Here is a 20,502-nt window from a genome sequence, read left to right on the forward strand (position 1 = left end):
TCCAGGGCCATGACCGCCACGGCACCGGCGTCCTCCGCGATCCTTGCCTGCTCCGGTGTGACGACGTCCATGATGACGCCGTTCTTGAGCTGCTCGGCCATTCCACGCTTGACGCGCTGGGTGCCGACGGCGTTGTCGGAGTTGTTGGTTGCGTTCTCGGCCACGGTGGTGGGCTCCCTCGTCTTCTGGTTGGGGGCTCGGCCCTGACGTGCGGGCCTGGTGCGCCCTGGACCCGCGGCTCGCCGGCGTCACACGCGAAAGCACGTGGACACCGTCGGCGCCACGCACCCTGGGTCGACCAGGCCACCATCCTAGTCAGGCCCCTTTCAGGACTTTTGGCCAGATGGGTGATTGTCGTGGTTCGCCCGCTCCACAGTGGAACACGGCGGGTTCAGCGAGATCCGGGACCGGCGGCTCCGGGCGCCTGGTCGTCCATCTCGAAGAAGTCGGGCAGGGCGGCGGTGCCGGCCAGTCGCAGGAGCCGCACCAGCCGGGAACGTCGTGCGCGGCGGGTGTCGCCGACCGCGTCGTTGTGGAAGACCCTGGCGAGGTGGACCCCGCGCGCGGCGACCCGTACCTCTTGGAGCTCCGGGGCCGTGGTGAGGTCGGTGCGTGCGTCCAGGGTCTCGCGCAGGACCACCGACAGTGCGCTCTCGGCGAGTTCTCGGTGGTCGTGGTCGGCGCGGCGGGACCGGTTGGCCGATTCCGCGAGCCCGGCCGACGTCTCGGGGGGCAGGTGTCCGGATGCGGCGAGGTCGAGGACGGCCGCGGCTCGGCGCAGCAGGGCGGCGTCCAGCGCCGCTCGCGCGGTCTCCACCCGGTGGTGGAGCCGGTCCAGCCGGGTGGCCCTCCAGGACAGGTAGAAGCCGATCAGGACCAGGGCCAGGAGGATGGCGGCCACCGTGCTCACGAAGGAGACGTCACCGATCAGGGCCGCTCACCCCGGCGGTACGGGACGACGGTGGTCAGGGGCCCGTTTCCGGCCAGGACGGTCTCGTACACGTGGGCGATGTCGGCGGCGACGGTGTCCCAGTCGTAGGCGCGCACGGCGGCGCGGGCCGCGCGCGAGAGTTCCGCGCGCCGGTCGGGGTCGTCGAGCAGGGCCGCGGCGCGTTCGGCCAGGTGTTCGGCGTCGCCGACCCGGAAGAGCTCGCCTGCCTCGCCTCCGTTCAGGACCGCGTCGAAGGCCGGGATGTCGCTGGCGACGATGGCGGCGCCCGAGGCCATCGCCTCGGTGAGCACGATGCCGAAGCTCTCCCCTCCCAGGTTGGGAGCGCAGAAGAGGTCCGCGCAATGGTAGGCGCGGACCTTGTCGGCGTCGTCGAGCCGACCGAGCAGGACCACGCGATCGCGCAGCTCCTGGGGGACACCGGACAGGTCGGGGTGGCCCGGTCCCGCGACGAGCAGCCGCAGGCCCGGCCGGCGCGGGGCCAGGTGTGTGAAGGCCTCCAGCAACACGCCCAGGCCCTTGCGGGGTTCGTCCAGGCGGCCGAGGAAACCGATGGAGCCGCCCTCGCCGGGCCATCCGGAGAGCGGTTCGGCGTGCGCGAAGCGACGCACCGACACCCCGTTGGGGATCAGCACGGCGTCACCGCCCACGTGTTCGACGAGGGTGCGTCGCGCGGCCTCGGACACGGCGATGCGGGCGTTGACCTTCTCCATGGCCGAACGCAGGGCGGTGGAGGTGGCCGACATCGCCCGCGAACGCGGGTTGGAGGTGTGGAAGGTGGCGACGATGGGACCGTCCGCCGACCAACAGGTCAGCAGGGAGAGGCTGGGCGCGGCCGGTTCGTGGACGTGCACGACGTCGAAGTCTCCCTCGGCGATCCAACGGCGCACCCGCGCCGAGGCCCGGGGGCCGAAGCGGACGCGGGCCACCGAACCGTTGTAGCGCACGGGCACGGGACGCCCCGCCGAGACGAGGTAGGACGGCGTCGGGTGCTCGGGGTCGCCCACGGGGGCCAGGACGGACACGTGGTGGCCCATCGCGATGAGCGCCTCGGCGAGGTCCCCCACGTGCTGTTGGACCCCGCCGGGAACGTCCCAGGAGTAGGGACAGACGATCCCCACCCTCCTACCCATGGTCCGCCTCGTGGTCGGAGCTGAAGACCGGCTGCAGCATGTGCCAGTCCTCGGGGTGCTCGGCGATGGCTCCCTCGAACACCCGGGCCAGCGCCTGGGTGGTCTCCCACACCCGTTGGGCGCGGGTGGGCGCCTCTGCGACGGGCAGCTCTTCGTGCACGCGGATGTTCCAGTACGGGCCGTCGTACCAGAGGGAGACCGGCATCAGGGCGGCACCGGTGTTCAGGGCCAGGGCCGCGGGGCCGGAGGGCATGCGCGCCTTCTCCCCGAAGAAGTCCACCTCCGGACCGTTGCCGTGGATGTCACGGTCGGCGAGCAGGCACACCAGGCCGCCCTCGCGCAGACGCCGGGCGAGCACGCCCACGGTGTTGACGCCGCCGCCGGTGAGCGGCAGCACCTCCATGCCCAGGGACTCGCGGTAGGAGGTGAAGCGCCGGTAGAGGCTCTCCGGGCGCAGCCGCTGGGCGACGGTGGTCAGCGGAGTGCCTCGGGCCGCGATCCAGGCGCCGGCGTGGTCCCAGTTGCCCATGTGCGGCAGGGCGGCGACCACTCCCCTGCCGGATCGGATGTGTCCCTCCAGGACCTCGATGCCGCTCTGTCGGGTGTGGGAGAGGATGTGGTCCCGCCCCATGGCGGGCAGTCGGAAGAGCTCGTAGTAGTAGCGCATGTAGGAGCGCATACCGGCCTTGGACAAGGCCCTGAGCTGAGCGATCGAGGCATGGGGCCCCACCAGCCTGCGCAGATTGCGTTCCAGGCCCCTGGTTCCGCCGTCGTGGGCGCGCCAGGACCGGTCGGCGATCCGGCGGAACACCGCCCGTCCGGCGCTCTCCGGCGAGCGGCGGACCAGTGACCACCCGGCCGCGTAGGCCAGGTCGGCCATGCGTTCGTCCACGTCGTGATTCCTCGTCCTGCTACTTCGTCGTCGCGATGCCCGGCCGTGTGGCTCAGACGTCGTTGTCGGCCTTGTGATCGGGGTCGCCGGCCTCACTGCCGGAGTCCTCTTTCCGGTCGCCCGCGAAGTCGGGATCGTTGAGGCGGGCGCGGGTCTCGATCAGTCGCTGGAGGATGGTGATGAGGCTCATCCCGGCCAGGAGCCACAGGCCACCGGCGAGGATGTAGGGCACCCCGAGCTCGCTCAGGCCGACCGCGACCAGGATGATGACCAACCGTTCGGTGCGTTCGGCGACACCGACGTCGCAGTTGACGCCCAGGCCCTCCGCCCGCGCCTTGATATAGGACACCATGAACCCGCTGATCAGGCAGAACAGCGTGAGTCCCGCGAGCATCGGGTCGTCGCCCTCACCGACGAACCACCACATGAGTCCGGCCAGGATGGCGGCGTCGGCGATCCGGTCGAGACTGGAGTCCAGGAACGCGCCGAAGGCGCTGGCACTGTCCTTGGCCCGGGCCACCGCGCCGTCGAGCATGTCGAAGAGCGCGAAGACCGTGATGACCACCGACCCCGCGTAGAGCTGGCCGCGAGGATAGAAGTACAGGGCGCTGATGACGACACCCGCCGCACCGACGATGGTGACGATGTTGGGGGTCAGGCCGATCCGGGCCAGGCTCCGACCGAGTGGAGCGGTGACCCGGGAGATCATGGGACGAAGGATTCTCAGCATGTCTTCTTGTGATCGTAGGACGGGAACGGTCGTGGGGGTGGGAGCCGCTACCCGCTGGGGGTGGCGCGTCAGCCGGAGCGGCCGTCTCACGGCTCGGGTCCGGGACCGATCGGGGTCACCCCTGTGGCCAGTGTTCGGACAGTCGGGCCCGGGTCTGCTCCAACATCTCGGGCAGGATCCCGGTGTCGCCGATCACCGACATGAAATTGGTGTCGCCGCCCCATCGGGGCACGATGTGCTGGTGGAGATGGGCGGCGATCCCGGCTCCGGCCACCGTACCGAGGTTCAAGCCGACGTTGAAGCCCTGCGGTCGGTGGGAGTCGGTGAGCGCTCGGATGCCCGCCTGGGTGAGGGCGGCGATCTCGGCCGTCTCGGTCTCGTCCAGAGCGGTGTAGTCGGAGACGTGGCGATAGGGGCAGACCAGCAGGTGGCCGCTGGTGTAGGGGTAGATGTTGAGGACCGCGTAGGCGGTCTTGCCGCGCGCCACGACGAGGCCCTCCTCATCGCTCACCTCGGGGGCACGACAGAACGGGCAGCCGTCCTCGGCGCGAGGTCCGGTGGGCTTGCCCTCGCCCTTGATGTAGGCCATGCGGTGCGGGGTCCAGAGCCGTTCCCGGCCGTCGGGGACACCGGTCCCCACCCCGGGCGGGGTCGCGTTGTCGGGCTCGTCGTCGGCGCCGCGCATGGCTCGTCCGTTCCCTCGATGACCGTTTTCGTGCCTCTCGTCCCAGCATAGAAGCGCGATGGAGCGCCCGCGTCGTGGACTGCGGGCGCTCCGGTCGCCGCACGGTGAACGAAGGAGCCGCTCAGAGCCCTAGCAGGGCTCGCAGGTGACGCGGGGGCGGGGCTCCGTGGGCGAGCATCGCGTCGTGGCGTTCGCGCTCCGACAGCCCGGGCCGTGCGGCCTCGAGGTCGTGGGCGATGTCGGCGACCTCCGCCTGACCGACGTAGTAGGTGGACAGCTGTGCGCTGGTGAGTTCGGCCCGCCGCCACTTGCCGCGGGCCTCACCCTCCTCCTGGTGGCCGCGCTCGACCATCAGGGCGATCGCCTCGGCCTCGGTGACGTCCTTGGTGTGCACCCGCACGTCCAGGATGGCGTTGAGAATCATGCGCAGCCGCATCTTGAGCTGGACCAGGCGCAGCGCCAGGTTCTCCCGACGGGAGGCGTCGTCGGTGCCGTCGGTCCAACCATGACCGGCCAGGACCGACTCGGCGTGCACCGCCCATCCTTCGACGAAGGTACCGCTCCACAACACCCGTCCCACCCGGGTCGAACCATCGTGGCGGGCCGCGTGGGCCAGTTGGAGGGCGTGCCCGGGCAGCGCCTCATGGACCATCAGGTTGCGCAGCAGCATCCCGTTGTACTCGCGGAAGAACGACTCCCGCTGTTCGCGGGGCCAGTCCGCCGGCGGCGGGGCGACCGCGACCAAGGTGGGCAGTTCCGCCATGCGGGGGTCCAGCGGGCCGGGAGGTTCGCAGTAGGCCACGGCCACGCCACGTCGTGATTCGGGCATCGGTACCACCCGCACCGGGTCGTCGTACACGGTGACCAGGTCGAGTTCGCGCACCCGTTCGTACAGGTGCGCCAGGGCCCGTTCGGCGATGGGTCGGACCGTCTCCGCGTCGGTGGCGTTCTCCCCGGCCAGTGCCGCCAGGACCTCGGCCGCCTGCCCCGGACGTCGGGGACGGCCCTCGTACTCGGCGGCGACCTCCGCCAGTTCCTCTTCGGTGGCGATGAGGTCGCTCTCGGCGCGCACGCGTAGGGCGTCGGGCGAGAGTTCGGAGTCCAGGGTGTACCAGAGCCGAGCGGCGAAGACCCGTTCCCCGAGACGGGGATCGGCGGTGGCGAACTCGCTCTCCGCCCTCAGCCACGAGGTGTACTCGTCCACGGCCGCCAGGGCCGCCTCACGGGCCCCCTCCAGCCGGGAGGGCGAGGTGGGCGCGGTCGCGGCGAGCTCCGGAAGTGCGTCGGTGAGCAGTGTGCGGGCGCCGGCCAATCGGGCCAGCGCGGTCTCCGCGTGCACACGCGGTATGCCCGGCCCCTCCGAGAGTCGCTCACGGGCGGTGGCCAGGTGGTCGGGAAGGGCCGCGCAACGGGCGGCCAGCGCCTCCAGGCGTTCCGGCAACGGCAGGGAATCGCGTTCGAGGAGGACGTGCAGGGATTCGCCCGGCGCGTAGGTCAGGGGGTCCCAGGTGTGGGGCCGCAGTTCGGCGGTGTGCCACAGGTCGGCCGACACCCGGGAACGCAGGACCTCCAGGTCGACCGAGTCCTCGGTCGGCAACAGGTCCTGGTCGATCTCGTCGAGGGAACCGAGTGCGTCGGTGAGGGTCGCCACCCGGCGCGTGTCGGCCTGGACCGTGTGGTCGGTCAACCGGTGGGCGCCGCCGGCGTCACCGAGGTCCAACGCCCATTCGGGCGCGTCCTCCAGCAACGCGTCGAGCACCCGCTCGGCGACCTCACGGAACCGTCGGGTCATCGCGGCGGCGTCGGAGGAAGAGCTCATCCGGCCATGATGCCGGCACGGACGCCCGGTTCCCGTCAGACGGGAACCGGGCCGTGCTCGTGCGGGACCCCGGCCCGGGAGGTCCCGGTCACCGCCAGGAGTTCTGACCCCCGGTGGAGGTGGGCTGTTGCCCTGCGGCGCCCTCGGGGTCCCCCACCGTGATGGCGTGCTCGACGAGGGTGATGAGCGTCGACTTGGTGGAGCCCTTGTCACGGGCGTCCACCTGGACGATGGGGATCTCCGGGCTGAGCGTGAGCGCGTCCCGGACCTCGTCCGCGGCGTGGGGGTAGTAGCCGTCGAACCCGTTGATCGCGACGATGAAGGGCAGACGCGCCTCTTCGAAGTAGTCGATCGCGGGGAAGCAGTCCGCCAGCCGGCGGGTGTCCACCAGCACGACGGCACCGATGGCGCCCTTGACCAGGTCGTCCCACATGAACCAGAACCGGTGCTGTCCGGGGGTACCGAACAGGTACAGGATCAGGTCCGAGTCGAGGGAGACACGACCGAAGTCCATGGCGACGGTGGTGGTCTGCTTGTCCGGCGTCTTGGCGAGGTCGTCCACACCGACGCTGGCGCTGGTCATGACCGCCTCGGTCGTCAGCGGCACGATCTCGGAGACAGAGCCAACGAATGTCGTCTTCCCGACACCGAAGCCCCCGGCGACGACGATCTTGACCGACGTCATCGCGTTCCCCCCAGCACCGCCTTCCTCGGCTGGGCTAGAGCTTGCGAAGTCCACTGAGCACCCTTTCAAGCAGGTTGGTGTTGGGGCGAGCTTCGTTGTTGAGCGAAGACCTGATCTGGACCAGTCCCTGCTCGGACATGTCCGCCACAAGCACCCGCGCCACGCCGAGAGGCATCCGCAACAACGCGGAGATCTCCGCGACGGAACGCCATTCCCGGCACAGGTCACTGATCGCCTGCCATTCAGGCGTCAGCATGCCCGACTCGTTCCGGGCCGCCTCCGTGGCCGAGATCAGCGCCTCCAGTGGAAGCTGAGACTTCGGCTTGGTACGGCCCTTGGTGACCGCGTACGGACGCACCAGCGAACTGGGCGCGCTGCTCGACGCGGGTCGTTGGTCATACGGTTGTTGGATTGGTCGAGGAACATCTCCGCCGCCCGGCACGGCCGGCATCCCACCCGTGGGGGGATGGCCCGGCTGTTGACCGAACCACGAGGCGCTCCCGGCATCTCTACTGTGAGGTGCCACCACTTCCTCCTGTCGGTGGTGGATCAGTGGATTCCCGAGGTACGCGCCGTTGGTGTCAGCGCCCTCCCGGCCCGCTCGACGAGCAGGGTCATCTCGTACGCGACCAGACCGAGGTCGCTCTCGGCCGCCGCGAGGACCGCGAGGCAGGAGCCGTCGCTGATGGCCATGATGAGCATCAGCCCCCGCTCCATCTCCACGACGGTCTGGGCGACCGCTCCACCCTCGAACACCCGGGACGCTCCCTGCGTCAGGCTGGACAGGCCGGAGGCGATGGCCGCCAGCTGGTCCGCCCTATCGGCTGGGAAGCCCGAGGACGACGCCAACGGAAGGCCGTCCGAGGAGACGACGATCGCGTGGGCGACATCGGGTACCCGGTCGGCAAAGTCAGTGATCAACCAGTTGAGTTCATTGACCTGTCGACTCATCTGATCTCCTGTCCAAGTTCGCCGGCTGGTCTTTTGGCACTGCTACCGCCGGCACGGCATGTGACAGCACTGCCTCTGCGAACTGCCCGGCCCCTCCCGTGGGGGAGACCGGGAGTCTGGTGTTCTGTTCTCGTCAAGTGACGGGTGTGGTGCGTCCGAGAAGCTCGATAGATGCTATTGCATCCTGCTTCCCGGAATAAGAGGGACCCCGTCCCACCACTGGCCACGTGAGTCACTCCTCCGCCGGATTGTCGCCGAGTCGGGTACGCCCGTCCCGGACGCCCTTCTGCAGGCCCGAGAAGCGGTTGCGGACACGGTCCGCACTTCGCGTGGGCATCTGCTTGAAGTTCTCCGGCTTGGGCGCGGTCCCTGGGACAAGGTTTGCCTTGGGAACCCGTTTTGGCAAGCCCGAGGTGGTAAGACCACCCGCGAGCGGCTCGGCTGCGGTACGCGCGGCCTTCCAACCACGGTCCGCGGCGGAGTTCCAGTCCTGCTCGGAACCTTGGGTCTGCTCGGCCCGCGGAGCCTGTTCGGCGCGAGGAGCGGCCTCACGGGTCGCGGGGCGACCTTCCGCCGGCGGCACCTGCGGGATCGGACCGGTCTCGGTGGCGTCCACGGTGGGTCCACCACTGCGACGCTTGAACCAGTTGGACTCGATCGCGTCGAAGATCGGCAGCGAGTCGGAGCCCTCACCGGCGGGCGTGGGGGGAACAACGGTGTTGTTCGGCCCCTGAGCGCCACCGTAACGGCGGGAGAGGTAGGCGGTCGATCCGTAACCCTCACGGCTGTCGCCGATGCCACTACGGCGACCAGCGGTCTCGTTGGGGTCGGCCTGGGTCGGCTGCTGCGACTGCTCCGGACCGGCCGGTGCGGAGTCCCAGGCGGAGATCGCGGGGAACGACTCGGTACTGGCCTCGTCGTGGTGGCCCGCGCCCCGGCCGGCACCGGTGTCGAACGCACTCGTGCGGTGGGTTCCGGTGTCCGTGGGAGCGGCCTCGGCACGGCCGCCGAAGGCGTCGTAGGTTCCGGTCTCCTTCCGCTCGGCCTCGGTGGGCCGACGGAAGGCGCCGGTGTCGGCGCCCGGTCGACGGAACGCACCGGTGTCCGGAGCGGAGAACGATCCGGTGTCGGTGTTGCGGGGCGCCGGGTCGAACAGGCTGCGGCCGGTCTGCTCCGGCTGCGGCTCGTCCTCTTCGGGCCTGTCGTAGGGATCCACCACGGAGCCGACGTTGTCGCCGAAGGCGCCGTTGGTGGGCGAGAGCCCCTCGGCCCGCTTGGGCGCCTCCCAGACCGAACCGGTGTCACCGCTCTTGTCGGTGTTCCACAGGTCCTGGCCGCTGGGCGGGTGCTCGTCGGTACGGGTGCCGCCGCCGGGCGTGCGCTTGGGCAGTCCGCCCATCTCGCTCGGGGAGAGACCCGCGCCGTCCTGGTTCTCCCAGGGGTCGCCGGGCTCCTGCGCCGCCGGGGTGGCCGCGAAGGCGGCCTGGGCGTCGGCGAAGGTGTCCGGTGTTCCCGCGGAGAGCTCGGGACGGGCGTCGGGGCCGCCGAGGGCGTGCTGTCCGTCGACCGGGGTGATGAGCAGGTCCGGCGGGAAGATCACGACCGCGGTGGTGCCGCCGCCGTGCGCCTCCTTCAGGCTCATCTTGATGCCGTGGCGGTGCGCCAGGCGCGAGACCACGAACAGACCCATGCGGCGCGAGACCGCGACGTCGATGACCGGCGGGGCCGCCAGGCGGGCGTTGACCGCCGCCAGGTCCTCGGGTGCCATGCCGATACCGCTGTCGGTCACGTCGACCTGGACGGCGCCGCTGTCCAGGGTCTTGGCGCTGACCAGCACCTCGGTGTCGTGCGGGGAGAACGCGGTGGCGTTCTCCACCAGCTCGGCGACGAGGTGGATGACGTCGTTGACCGGACGGCCCAGGACCGAGATGTGGGAGGGGGCGCGCACGTTGACGCGCTCGTACTGCTCGACCTCGGAGACGGCGCCACGGAGGACGTCGACCAGCGGGACGGGCTGGGCCCACTTACGGGTGTTGTCCTGGCCGGACAGAACCAGGAGGTTCTCGTTGTTACGACGCATACGCGTCGCGAGGTGGTCCAGCTGGAAGAGGTCGGACAGGCGGTCGGAGTCCTGCTCGGACTGTTCCAGACCGTCGATCAGGCGCAGCTGCCGTTCCACCAGGGTCTGGCTTCGACGCGAGAGGTTGACGAACATCGCGTTGACGTTGCTGCGCAGCGCGGCCTCGTCGGAGGCCAGTGTCAGGGCGACGCGGTGAACGTCGTCGAAGGCGCGGGCCACCTCGCCGATCTCGTCGTGGGTGTCGACCTCGATGGGCGTGACCTTGACGGTGTCGGGGACCGCTCCGGCCTCCTGCATCCGGTTGATCGCGTCCGGCAGATCGCGTTCGGCGACGCGACGGGCGCCGTCCTCCAGGGTGCGCAGCGGGCGCACCAGGGAGCGGACCACCAGCGAGGTGAGGATGAAGACGGCCAGGAGCACGCCAGCGACGATGACGAGGTCCATGATCGTGCGCAGCAGGGCCGTGCTGCGCAGGTCGTTGGCGTCCTCGGCGATGCCCTCGGCCAGGCCGGTCTCGACCAGCTGGAGTCGTTCCAGGGCGACGTCGGCGATGGCCTTGTAGTCCTCGGGGCCGTCGTTGGCGGTCACACCGGTGAGGTCGTCGTTGCGCTCGGCGCGGTACATGACGCGCATGCGCATGGTGGAGACCTGGCTGACCTCCAAACCGGTGAAGTTCTCGTCGAAGATCGCGCGTTGGTCCGGGTTGGCCGCCTGGACGAAGTTCGAGATCTCGTTCTCGTAGCGGGCCCGGCTGGAGTCGATGGCCTCGGAGATACCGCCGGTCATCGAGTTCCGCGCCAGGGAGTGACCCATGAGCGCCGTCTCGTAGGAGAGCTGGTCGCGCGCGTTCGACAGCGCGGTGAGGGCGCGGACGCTCTCCCGCAGGTCGGTGTCGTTGGTCTCGTCCGCGATCGTCTGGTTGAAGTCCGCGAGGGACCGGACGATGGTGCGGTACTTGGTGACCACCGGAAGGACCGTGATGCGGGTCGTGTCCACCTCGGTGCGCAGGGCTTCGAGGGTGGCGAGCTGACTGCGCATCGTGGAGAGGCGGCCTTGGGCCAGGTCCCCGTCCATCTCGCCCATGTCGTCCAGGCGAGCGGTCAGCGTGCTCTGGAGGTCACGGGAGGAGTCCCGCTCCTCGTCCAGTTCCTGACGGAGGGAGTCCGAACGATTGTTCGGGTCCGCACTGTCGGAGATGTAGACCGCGCTGGCCGTACGCTCACGACCCAGTTGGTTGGCCAGCTCCACGATGAGGACGCCGACCTCGGCTCTGTCCTCGATGTGCGCGTGGGTGACGGTCGAGACCGAGGCCTCGTAGACCCTCAGACCACCGAGCGCGAGCGCAACGGCGGTGGGAATAACGATGAGGGCCACCAGTCGGGAGCGCACCCGCCAGTTACGTGGCCGCCACCAATTGGCTCTGCGCCGGGGCGTGGCGTCGGCGCTGTCGGCCTGCGCGGCCTCGCTCTGCGCGCCGGCCCCGTTTTTCGTCGCTCGTGTCGACACGGACCCTCGCAACCTTTCGTGTCACCGCCTCGAACGGCTGTTGAACCCAGGGGTTGGACCGCTCCAGACCGGAAAATCGGTTTAGACCACGTGGTCCACCAGATACAGAAAGCGGTGGGAGTGTGGGGAGATGTGAAGACTGTCCGCCGGACTCGCCTGGGAGGAGAGGAGCCGCGCACCCAGAAATTCCGAGGTGCGCGTGCGGTGGATAGCGTATCAATGGGCGCGAAGCACTCGCTTCGGTCGTTTGGCACCGATCGTCAAGATCATCTTCGTTCGCCCAGGGACATAATGCCCTCCACGCCCACATTATGACCAATCACCCAGGTCAGGCGGGGAGACCGAAACCACCTCGGACATCGAGGTAACTATTTGGACACACCCCTCACCCCATCACCAAGAGCGACGACTCGTGACATCCTGACAGGACACACATGCAGGTCCGGGGGAGTTTTCGGGGATGCGCACCACACGACGCTCAAATTCGAATACCCAGCGTGACGATTCTGGCACCCTGGGCTCTACTATGGAATCGGATCGGACCGGAGCACTCGAACACATTTCGGTCATAGGCCTGCTCCCCTTGAGCGTCGCCCTGCTGTGCGCCCTCTCCCTCGCCGCCCCCGCCGTGGCCGAGCCCTCCGACGAACTCCGGACGCTGCGCGTCGAACTGGCCACCGCCCGATCGGAGGTGGCCACCCTCCGAGACGAGGCCACGGAGAAGATCGACCTCTACAAGGAGGAGGCGGAGCGGCTGGAGGAGGCGACCGAAACGCGCAAGGCCGCCGACCGACGGTCGCGAACGGCGGCGGAACGCCACGACGAACGTCGCCTGGGCGCAGCCCGGCAGGCCGCGGGCGCGTACAAGGGGGCCGACCTGAGCATCACCCGCGCCTGGGCCGGGCCCGAGGGCCCCACCGGACTCTTGGAACGCGGCGCCTACCTCACCCTGCTCGGCGAACACCGCTCCGCCGACGTGAGCCGGTCGGAGGCCGCCAAGGTCGCCGCCGACACCCTGGCCGAGGCCGCCGGCACCGCCGAGGAGGAACAGGCCGAGGCGACCGAGGCCGCCGACGAGGCCCGCAAGGAGGCCGAGGAGGCGATCGAGAAGCAGGAGGAACGCGCTCGGGAACTGCTCGAACAGCAGACGGAGCTGGAGGAGGCCCTGGCCGTGTCCGACGACGGACGCGACACGGGCGAGGAGGATCGCCGAGACGAGGCCCTGGCCGACGCACGGGCCGCCAACGCCCCCGAGAACCGGGCGGGGACGGACCCCGCGGCGGACGCGACGGAGGATCCCGGGCCGCACGGGCCCCCGCGCGCCCGCGGGGGCCCGTGCGCCCCCGGTGCCGTCAACGGACTGGAGAACGGCCGAGTCCCGGACACGATGCTCTGCCCGCTCCCCCAGACAGGGGAGAGCCTGCGTTCCGACGCGGCCGAGGCCTTCATCGAACTGGACGGCGCCTACCGGTCCGAGTTCGGCCGCCCGATGTGCGTGACCGACTCCTACCGGCCCTACCACGAGCAGGTGCGTCTCTTCGAGGAGATGTTGCCCGGCATGGCGGCCCGGCCCGGGACCAGCGCGCACGGGATGGGCGTGGCCGTGGATCTGTGCGGCGGCGTCAACGAACCCGAGACCGTCGAACACCGCTGGATGCTCGAACACGCCCCCGGGTACGGATGGGACAACCCCGACTGGGCGCGCGGTGGCTTCGAGCCCTGGCACTGGGAGTACACGCCCTGATCCGGGCGGGGCGGATCGGTGCGGCCGATCAGACCTGGGAGCCGACCCTGACCTCGAAGGTGCCGAGTTCGCCCACGTCGACGAACAGCTCGTCGTCGGCCTCCAGGGCCGGGGTGAAGACGGTGAGCAGCCCCCGGAGCCGACCGGGCCCGCCCGCGAGCCACTCGTTCTCCAGGTCGATCCGACCGCGGCCGTTCTCCTTGTCGTCCACCGAGGTGGCGATCTCCACCGCGCCGCCGACGATCTCGTCGGCCGTGGTCAGGACCGGGCCCAACATCAGCTGCACCGCGTCCCCGGTGGCGTCCAGCCACAGGCAGGCGGGCGTGTAGGCCAGGGCCTCGCCCTGGCCGACGGTGAGCGCGGCCACGCCGACATGGGCGGTGCGGGCCTCGGAGAGCACGGCGTCGTCGACGCCGCGCACCATCTCCGGGTGGATCTCCATCTCGCGGTCGCCGACCCGGAGCGGAACCAGGGCGGTGGGCGCGACCGGGGCGCACATCCGCGTCTCCGGTTCGACGATGATCTCGATGGCGTGCTCCACGGCACGGCCGTGTGCGACCTCCAGGACCGCCGGACCGCCTTCCAGCAGCCGATCCAGGGTGCCCTCGTCGGGGCTGCCCATCACGTCGCCGTCGTCGAGCGCGCCCACTCGGGTACCGCCACCGCTCGGCGACAGATAGGTGACCCAACGCAATGCGCCCACTCCCCCGTGCTGATCAGGCTCCTCGCGAGGCCGGTCCCCGCGGTCGTCCATCCTTCGCGGCCATGATCCCACCGCGCCCTCAGGTGGCGACCACCGGGCCGTGCTCCTTGCCGGTCCCGGCGCAGCCCCGACAGGGCTCGTCGATGCGCGACCAGACGATCACACCGCTGACCTCCCGATACGGTCGTTCCGGCCGCCACCATCCGGTGCCGCGGCAGTACCGGCATTCCAGCCCGTCCCGATCGCACCAACCGCACTCGGCGATGGCGCACCGGGCGTGGGTGGGCTCCCCCGTAGAATCCATGCGCTCCCACCGTCCCGAAACCTGGACCAGCCTCGCACAGGCCGGACCGACCAGTCCAGAGGGACGAAAGGGACGAAAGTCCGGGTCAGCGGCGTGATCGGGGTTCTGGTACCGATCCGGACCCCGACTCAGGCCGAATCGCGAACCACCAAACGGGTCTCCAACGTGACCCGTTCGGAGTCGGCGGTGCGCGGGATGGCCACGTCCACGAGAAGGCGGGCCATCTCCCGGCCCATCTGGACGGTGGGCTGGTGGACGGTGGTCAGTGGCGGAGTGCTGTGCTGGGCCATGAGACTGTCGTCGAAACCGACCAGGGCCACGTCCTCGGGCACACTCAGGCCACGCTCGCGCAGGGTGCGGATGGCGCCGATGGCCATCATGTCGGAGGCCACGAACAGGGCGTCCGGGTTCCCGCCCTGGTCGAGCATCTCCGCCATGGCCGCGGCACCGCCGTCGACGCTGAAGTCGCCCTGCACCACCAGGTTCTGGTCGACCTCACGGCCGCTCTCGGCCATGGCCTCCCGGAAGCCGCGCAGACGGCTGATGCCGGCGTTCATGTCCTGGGGACCGGTGATGGTCCCCACGCGCTCGTGTCCGGTCTGCAGCAGCCGGCGCGTGGCCACGCGCCCGCCCTCCACGTTGTCGATGTCCACGAAGAAGGGCGCGGGCGCCACCTCGGAGTAGGGCCGACCACCGTGCACGACGGGCACGCCGGAGTCGGCCAGACGAGAGGTGAGGGGGTCGTCCCGGTGCAGGGAGACGAGCATGGCGCCGTCCACGTGCGAACCGCTGAGGTACTCGCCCACCCGCTTGTGCTCGGCGTCGCCTCGGGCGGTGGTGAGCATCAACTGCAGATCGCGTTCGTGCAGCACCGAGCTCACGCCGCGGATGATGTCGGCGAAGAACGGGTCCTCGAACAATCGGTCCCTGGACTCGGAGACGACCAGCGCGACCGTGTCGGTGCGGCGGGTGACCAGGGTGCGCGCGGCGTGGTTGGGGCTATAGCCCAGCTCCGAGATCGCATCGTGGACCGCCTCGCGGGTACGGGGGCTGACCTGGGAGGATCCGTTGATCACCCGGGATACGGTTCCCCGGCCGACCCCGGCCCTTTGCGCCACCATTTCCAGGGTCGGTCGCTGTCGACCGCCGCTCTTGGCCACTTCGAGGCTCCTTGCGCGTTCTCTACCGATCCGACCGGACCTTCCGGACGGCGGGCGTGGACGGGTTCGGTCCCGTGCCCGGGACCGAACCCGTCACGGAGCGCGTGGGGCGCCCCGGAGGGCCGCCCCACGAACTCTCGTGGTTCACCTTGTGGGGAACCTGCCGGTCCTGGCCAGTTCGGCGTACCAGTGGCCCGTGTCCTTGACGATGCGCTCCTGCGTCTCGTAGTTCACGTGCACGATGCCGAATCGGCGGGAGTATCCCCACGCCCATTCGAAATTATCCAGCAGGGACCAGGCGAAGTAGCCGCGCAGGGGGACACCGGCCTGGATCGCCTCCTTGGCGGCCCGCAGGTGACCCTCGTAGTAGTCGGTACGGTCCACGTCGTGGACGGCGCCGTCGACCACGGTGTCCTCGAAGGCGCAGCCGTTCTCGGTGACGTACAGGTCGATGCCGCCGCTTTCGCCCGCCAGTCGTTGGAGGACGTCGAACAGGCCGCTGGGGTCGATCTCCCATCCCATGTGGGTGACGGGCAGCCCCTGGGAGACATGGACCTCCTCGGGGTCGGCGCCCAGCCAGGCCTCGCCCTCACCGCTGACCAGGGCCGGGTCGAGGCCCTTGGCCGAGCCCGCGACGAACTCGGGCGAGTAGTAGTTGACCCCCAGGAAGTCCAGGGGTGCGGAGATGGTGGCCAGGTCCCCCTCCTTGACGAAGGAGAAGTCGCTGATGTCGGCGAGGTCCTCCAGGACGTCCGCCGGGTAGGCGCCCTTGAACAGGGGGTCGGTGAAGATGCGGTTGCGCACGCCGTCGGCCCGTCGGGCGGCCCGTACGTCGGCGGCGTCGGCTCCGTGCGGTCGGATGACCGCCTGGTTGTGGGCCAGGCCCACGGTGGCCGGGTGACCCGTGGAGCGGATCGCCTCGACCGCCAGGCCGTGGCCGAGGAGCAGGTGGTGGGTGGCGGCCAGGGCCTTCTCCGCGTCCCGGTGGCCGGGGGCGTGGTGGCCGTTGTGGTAGCCGAGGAAGGCCGAGCACCAGGGCTCGTTGATGGTCATCCAGTGGGAGACCCGGTCACCGAGTGCGTCGGCGACGACCTTGGCGTAGTCGGCGAAGCGCAACGCGGTGTCACGTTCGGGCCAGCCACCCGCGTCCTCCAGTGTCTGGGGCAGGTCCCAGTGGTAGAGCGTGGCCCAGGGTTGGATGCCGGCTTCGAGGAGGCCGTCGACGAGTCGGTCGTAGAAGTCGATGCCGGCCTGGTTCACCTTGCCGCCGCCCTCGGGCAGGATCCTCGGCCAGGCGATGGAGAAGCGGTAGGAGCCGAGGTTGAGGCGCTTCATGAGCGCGATGTCCTCGACGTAGCGGTTGTAGTGGTCGTCCGCGGGATCACCGGTGTCCCCGTTGAGCACCTTGCCCGGGGTCTCGGCGAAGGTGTCCCAGATGCTGCGGCCTCGGCCGTCGGCGGTGGTGGCGCCCTCGATCTGGAAGGAGGCGGTGGCCGCCCCCCAGAGGAAGCCCTCGGGGAAATCGTTGGGGTTACTCACTGCTTTGTTACGCACCTTCCATGACGAGCGAAATCAGCTTGGGAGCGCTCCCATAACCGAAGCAGAACCCGCGGATCAAGTCAACGCGCCCGCGGTCCCCCGAAACCCAACCGTTACCGATACGCCCCGGGCGTCGAAGGCGCGGATCCGCCTTCGACGCCCGGGCACGGGACCCTCTAATCCTCGTGGTCGTCCGCCATCCCGCCCATGGGGATGACCACGCCCTGCCAGCGCTCCTCCATGAAGTCGCTCACCTTCGGGCTGTGCAGCAGCTCGTCGAGCCGCTCGATCTCCTCGGAGTCGGCGTCCTCGGTGCGCACCACCAGACCGTTGCCGTACACACTGCCCTCGGTCTCCTCCCAGGCCAGCGCGTTCGCGCTCTCGGCCAGGTCGGCCTCCAGCGCGTAGTTGCCGTTGACCACGGCCGCGTCCAGGTCCTGCAGGGAACGCGGCAGCTGCGCCGCCTCCACCGGGGTGAGGGTGATGTCGAGCGGGTTCTCCTCGACGTCGGACTCCGTCGCGTTGTCACCGGCGTCCTCCGCCAGGGTGATCACGTCGTGCGAGTCGAGCAGGTTCAGTGCCCGGCCCATGTTGGACACGTCGTTGGGCACCCCGATCTCCGCGCCCTCGGGCAGCTCCTCCAGATCGGAGAACTCCTGCGAGTACAGACCGAAGGCCTCCAGGTGCACGTTGCTCACGTACTCCAGGTCGGCTTCGGTGTTGCTCTGTTGGTACTCCTCCAGGAACGGGACCGTCTGGTAGTAGTTCGCGTCCAGCTCACCCTCGACGAGCGCGGCGTTGGGCTGGTTGTAGTCGGTGTACTCGACCACCTCGATGGACAGGCCGGCGTCGGCCGCCAGCTCATCGTTCACGAACTCCAGGATCTCCGCGTGCGGCATCGGCGTGGCCCCCACCTTCAGGGTCACCACGTCGTCGTCGCCACCGCCCTCGTCGGCCCGCTCACTCGGGCTCCCGCACCCCGCCAGCAGTACGGTCGCGGCGCCGAACACGGCGGCGCTCCGCAACACGTTCGCTCTCCATGTCATGGCTGTCTCCTTGCCGTTGGTACCGGACGACTCAAGGGGGGTCACAGGGGGCGGGATCGGGAGGTGCGCGTCAGCGCCTGGACAGTCGGCGCACCAACAGGTCGCCCAGACTCTGCGCGACCTGCACGATCACCACGAGCAGGATCACGGTCGCCCACAGGTAGTGGTCGTTGAAGCGCTGGTAGCCCTCACGGATGGCGAGGTCGCCCAGACCGCCGCCACCGATGGCACCGGCCATCGCAGAGTAGGAGATGAGCGTGACCACGGTCATCACCAGGCCGGCGATGAGCCCGGGCATGGCCTCGGGGAGCAGCACCTTGCCAACGATGGTGAACTTGCGCGTTCCCATGGCGTGCGCGGCCTCGACGACCCCCCGGTCCACCTCGCGCAGCGCGGTCTCCACCAGGCGCGCGAAGAACGGGATGGCGCCGATGCTGAGCGGCACGATGGCGGCCGTGGGGCCGAGGGTGGTTCCCACCAGGAAGCGGGTCAGCGTCAGCACCGCCACCATCAGCACGATGAACGGCAGCGAACGACCGACGTTGACGATGCCGCTGAGCACCGCGCGCGCGGCCGGGGCCGGGATGAGCCCACCCTTGTCGGTGGCCACGAGCAGCACGCCGAGGGGCAGACCGAACAGGATGCTGAAGACCGTCGCCCACCACACCATGTAGACGGTGTCCATGGTTCCCAGCCACAGGCTCGGCCACATGTTCGGCCAGTCCCGGACGAAGTCGGCGATCGCGGTCACCGCGTTGCCCTCCTGGGCCAGGTAGAGGATCTCGTTGGTGATCACTTTCCGACCTCCTCGACCAGCAGGCCGTGCTCGGACAGGTAGGTCAGCGCCTCGCGACGCCGGCCTCCTCGCATGTCGACGCTGAGTCGACCCACGGACTGACCGGCGACCTGTTCCACTCCGCCGCCGAGGATGTTGACGTCCACGTCGAACCGACGGGTCAGCTCGGACATGAAGGGTTCATCGAAGGAACGCGGGTAGGTGATGAACACCGTCTCCGGTCCCCCGTTCTCCGGTAGTGGGAACAGCGAACGCGCCAGCAGCGAACCCGGTGTGCCGATCAGGTCCAGCACCCGACCGGACTCGCGGAACTCGCCGTCCTCCATGATCGCGGCGGAGTCGCAGATCCGCTTGATCACGTCCATCTCGTGCGTGATGAGCAGGATGGTCAGACCGAGCTCGTCGCGCAGTCGGCGCAGCAGCGCGAGGATGGACTCGGTGGTGGCCGGGTCCAGGGCGGAGGTCGCCTCGTCGCTCAGCAGCACCTTGGGGTCGGAGGCCAGGGCGCGGGCGATGCCCACGCGCTGCTTTTGACCGCCCGAGAGCTGAGAGGGGTAGGCGCGGGCCTTGTCGCCCAGACCGACCAGTTCCAGGAGCTCGCCCACCCGGGTGGCGCGCGCGGCGCGGGACATCCCGGAGACCTCCAGCGGGAAGCCGACGTTGCCGGCGACCGTGCGCGAGGAGAGCAGGGCGAAGTGCTGGTGCACCATGCCGATGTGGCGTCGAGCCTCGCGCAGGCGGGCACCGCGCAACGAGGTGAGTTCCTCGTCTCCGACGCGGACGGTGCCGCTGTCGGGGCGTTCCAGGAGGTTCACCGAGCGCAGGAGGGTGCTCTTGCCGGCACCGCTCTGGCCCACGACCCCGTAGATCTCGCCGGACTCGACGTGCAGATCGACCCCTCTGAGGGCTTCGACCCGACGTTTCTTCAACCTGTAGGTCTTGTGGAGACCCACTGCGTCAATCACGGTTTTCCCATCGACGTCTGGCGGTGGTGTCACAGCTCCCACGCGGATAGCGGGCGCAGGGACTGGACTCAGCGTGGGGGGTCGACGCCCGCGTCCGAGCGTACGAAGCGCACGGTGGGCGAGCGGCGGCGACGCGCCGGAGCGGCGGTCGGAGGGCACAGGGGCCCGGGGGCGGCGCCATGGCGCCGGACGGGGCGGGTTCTGGCCTCGGGCTCAGGAACGACGGGACGGACGACAACGACCACCGGGCAGCGGTACGTACCGCCGGGTGGTGTCCGCCATGGTGGCGGGGGTCGCTTCGTCGTACTCAGGAGCCATCACGGCCCCAACTCAACCATCTCGGATGCCTCGATTCGGCAAAATCCTTGACCCGAATATGGTTATTTAGACCACATCGACGGCTTTGTTAGGGGATGTGATCACCTCGTCCCTCCCGAAGACCCGTGAGAATGCTTAGACTCATTACCGTCCCGTGACCTTCCCCCTCCGATCGGGGTGAGTGCGGTGCGGCCCTCGAAGACGACGTGCCCCGCGCCCTGTCCGGGAAAGACGAGCAGCTGCGTCCACAGCGCCCCCGTACCCGCTAGGGGGTCCGCGCGTGGGCACGAGGAGCGACCACACCTTGCAGTCAGAAGATCCGAGCCGAGTGGCCGACTACGCCGACTTCTGGGCGCCCGATCCTCCCGCCCGCACCTGGCGGGAGCTGATCGACGACTGCGCGCGCCCGTTTCCCAAGGCCCTGCGCGTGAACCCGACCCCGGGCCGCACCACGGCGGTGGCCCTGTCGCTGTTGGCCGCGTTCGCCCTGCCCGCAC

18 protein-coding genes and 2 pseudogenes are annotated in these 20,502 nt (G+C 69.7%); 2 read left to right on the forward strand and 18 right to left on the reverse strand.

All coding sequences use genetic code 11. The features are described 5' to 3' along the window. The 11 genes and pseudogenes from K8V84_RS02560 to K8V84_RS02610 form a co-directional block, all read right to left on the reverse strand. A pseudogene (locus K8V84_RS02560) lies at nucleotides 1-164 on the reverse strand (pyridoxal 5'-phosphate synthase lyase subunit PdxS); the annotation flags it as partial. A gap of 227 nt (nucleotides 165-391) precedes the next feature. Then, nucleotides 392-910: a hypothetical protein gene (locus K8V84_RS02565; protein WP_304069821.1), complete on the reverse strand. Its 519-nt coding sequence runs from the start codon at nucleotides 908-910 to the stop codon at nucleotides 392-394. 17 nt (nucleotides 911-927) lie between these two features. Next, complete coding sequence (locus tag K8V84_RS02570; RefSeq protein ID WP_304069824.1) at nucleotides 928-2,082, reverse strand: glycosyltransferase family 4 protein; 1,155 nt, start codon at nucleotides 2,080-2,082, stop codon at nucleotides 928-930. After that, nucleotides 2,075-2,974 carry a phosphatidylinositol mannoside acyltransferase gene (locus tag K8V84_RS02575; RefSeq protein ID WP_304069827.1) on the reverse strand — a complete coding sequence of 300 codons (900 nt, stop codon included), beginning with the start codon at nucleotides 2,972-2,974 and terminating at the stop codon, nucleotides 2,075-2,077. The genes K8V84_RS02570 and K8V84_RS02575 overlap by 8 nt, the downstream gene beginning before the upstream one ends. A gap of 52 nt (nucleotides 2,975-3,026) precedes the next feature. After that, nucleotides 3,027-3,683, reverse strand: a complete 657-nt coding sequence (pgsA, locus tag K8V84_RS02580; RefSeq protein ID WP_304069856.1) for a phosphatidylinositol phosphate synthase — start codon at nucleotides 3,681-3,683, stop codon at nucleotides 3,027-3,029. Between the two features lie 136 nt (nucleotides 3,684-3,819). Further along, nucleotides 3,820-4,389, reverse strand: coding sequence for an HIT domain-containing protein (locus tag K8V84_RS02585; RefSeq protein ID WP_304069829.1), 570 nt, complete (start codon nucleotides 4,387-4,389; stop codon nucleotides 3,820-3,822). 121 nt (nucleotides 4,390-4,510) lie between these two features. After that, nucleotides 4,511-6,208 carry a DUF885 domain-containing protein gene (locus tag K8V84_RS02590; protein WP_304069832.1) on the reverse strand — a complete coding sequence of 566 codons (1,698 nt, stop codon included), beginning with the start codon at nucleotides 6,206-6,208 and terminating at the stop codon, nucleotides 4,511-4,513. Between the two features lie 88 nt (nucleotides 6,209-6,296). Beyond that, nucleotides 6,297-6,893, reverse strand: a complete 597-nt coding sequence (locus K8V84_RS02595) for an ATP/GTP-binding protein (protein WP_067600800.1) — start codon at nucleotides 6,891-6,893, stop codon at nucleotides 6,297-6,299. Between the two features lie 34 nt (nucleotides 6,894-6,927). Next, entirely contained in the window at nucleotides 6,928-7,344 is a 417-nt protein-coding gene (locus K8V84_RS02600; RefSeq protein ID WP_223809137.1) for a DUF742 domain-containing protein, read from the reverse strand. A gap of 98 nt (nucleotides 7,345-7,442) precedes the next feature. Next, a complete protein-coding gene (locus K8V84_RS02605) occupies nucleotides 7,443-7,844 on the reverse strand; it encodes a roadblock/LC7 domain-containing protein (protein ID WP_304069837.1) in 402 nt (133 codons plus the stop codon). 232 nt (nucleotides 7,845-8,076) lie between these two features. Next, entirely contained in the window at nucleotides 8,077-11,313 is a 3,237-nt protein-coding gene (locus K8V84_RS02610; RefSeq protein WP_304069860.1) for a sensor histidine kinase, read from the reverse strand. Between the two features lie 643 nt (nucleotides 11,314-11,956). Between K8V84_RS02610 and K8V84_RS02615 the strand changes: the two genes are divergently transcribed. Further along, the gene (locus K8V84_RS02615) at nucleotides 11,957-13,174 is read left to right on the forward strand and encodes a D-alanyl-D-alanine carboxypeptidase family protein (RefSeq protein ID WP_304069839.1); all 1,218 of its coding nucleotides are present in this window, start codon (nucleotides 11,957-11,959) and stop codon (nucleotides 13,172-13,174) included. Between the two features lie 28 nt (nucleotides 13,175-13,202). On the opposite strand, the gene K8V84_RS02620 is transcribed toward K8V84_RS02615, so the two are convergent. The 7 genes from K8V84_RS02620 to K8V84_RS02650 form a co-directional block, all read right to left on the reverse strand. After that, the gene (locus tag K8V84_RS02620) at nucleotides 13,203-13,868 is read right to left on the reverse strand and encodes a hypothetical protein (RefSeq protein ID WP_304069841.1); all 666 of its coding nucleotides are present in this window, start codon (nucleotides 13,866-13,868) and stop codon (nucleotides 13,203-13,205) included. 88 nt (nucleotides 13,869-13,956) lie between these two features. Continuing rightward, a complete protein-coding gene (locus tag K8V84_RS02625; protein ID WP_304069844.1) occupies nucleotides 13,957-14,181 on the reverse strand; it encodes a hypothetical protein in 225 nt (74 codons plus the stop codon). A 128-nt stretch (nucleotides 14,182-14,309) separates the two neighbouring features. After that, nucleotides 14,310-15,341 (reverse strand): LacI family DNA-binding transcriptional regulator, encoded by a 1,032-nt coding sequence (locus tag K8V84_RS02630; protein ID WP_304069846.1) that lies wholly within the window; start codon nucleotides 15,339-15,341, stop codon nucleotides 14,310-14,312. Between the two features lie 144 nt (nucleotides 15,342-15,485). Beyond that, nucleotides 15,486-16,880, reverse strand: a complete 1,395-nt coding sequence (locus K8V84_RS02635) for a GH1 family beta-glucosidase (protein ID WP_304069850.1) — start codon at nucleotides 16,878-16,880, stop codon at nucleotides 15,486-15,488. Between the two features lie 176 nt (nucleotides 16,881-17,056). Beyond that, entirely contained in the window at nucleotides 17,057-17,926 is an 870-nt protein-coding gene (locus tag K8V84_RS02640) for a MetQ/NlpA family ABC transporter substrate-binding protein (RefSeq protein ID WP_304069853.1), read from the reverse strand. A 70-nt stretch (nucleotides 17,927-17,996) separates the two neighbouring features. After that, nucleotides 17,997-18,719, reverse strand: coding sequence for a methionine ABC transporter permease (locus K8V84_RS02645; protein ID WP_304069863.1), 723 nt, complete (start codon nucleotides 18,717-18,719; stop codon nucleotides 17,997-17,999). Next, nucleotides 18,719-19,675, reverse strand: a complete 957-nt coding sequence (locus tag K8V84_RS02650) for a methionine ABC transporter ATP-binding protein (RefSeq protein ID WP_304069866.1) — start codon at nucleotides 19,673-19,675, stop codon at nucleotides 18,719-18,721. Before K8V84_RS02650 ends, K8V84_RS02645 begins: the two co-directional genes overlap by 1 nt. A gap of 634 nt (nucleotides 19,676-20,309) precedes the next feature. Between K8V84_RS02650 and K8V84_RS02655 the strand changes: the two are divergent. Further along, nucleotides 20,310-20,502, forward strand: a pseudogene (locus K8V84_RS02655) (hypothetical protein); the annotation flags it as partial.

Origin of the sequence: Nocardiopsis listeri (genome assembly GCF_020741345.1) — a bacterium.
Lineage (GTDB): Bacteria > Actinomycetota > Actinomycetes > Streptosporangiales > Streptosporangiaceae > Nocardiopsis > Nocardiopsis listeri_A.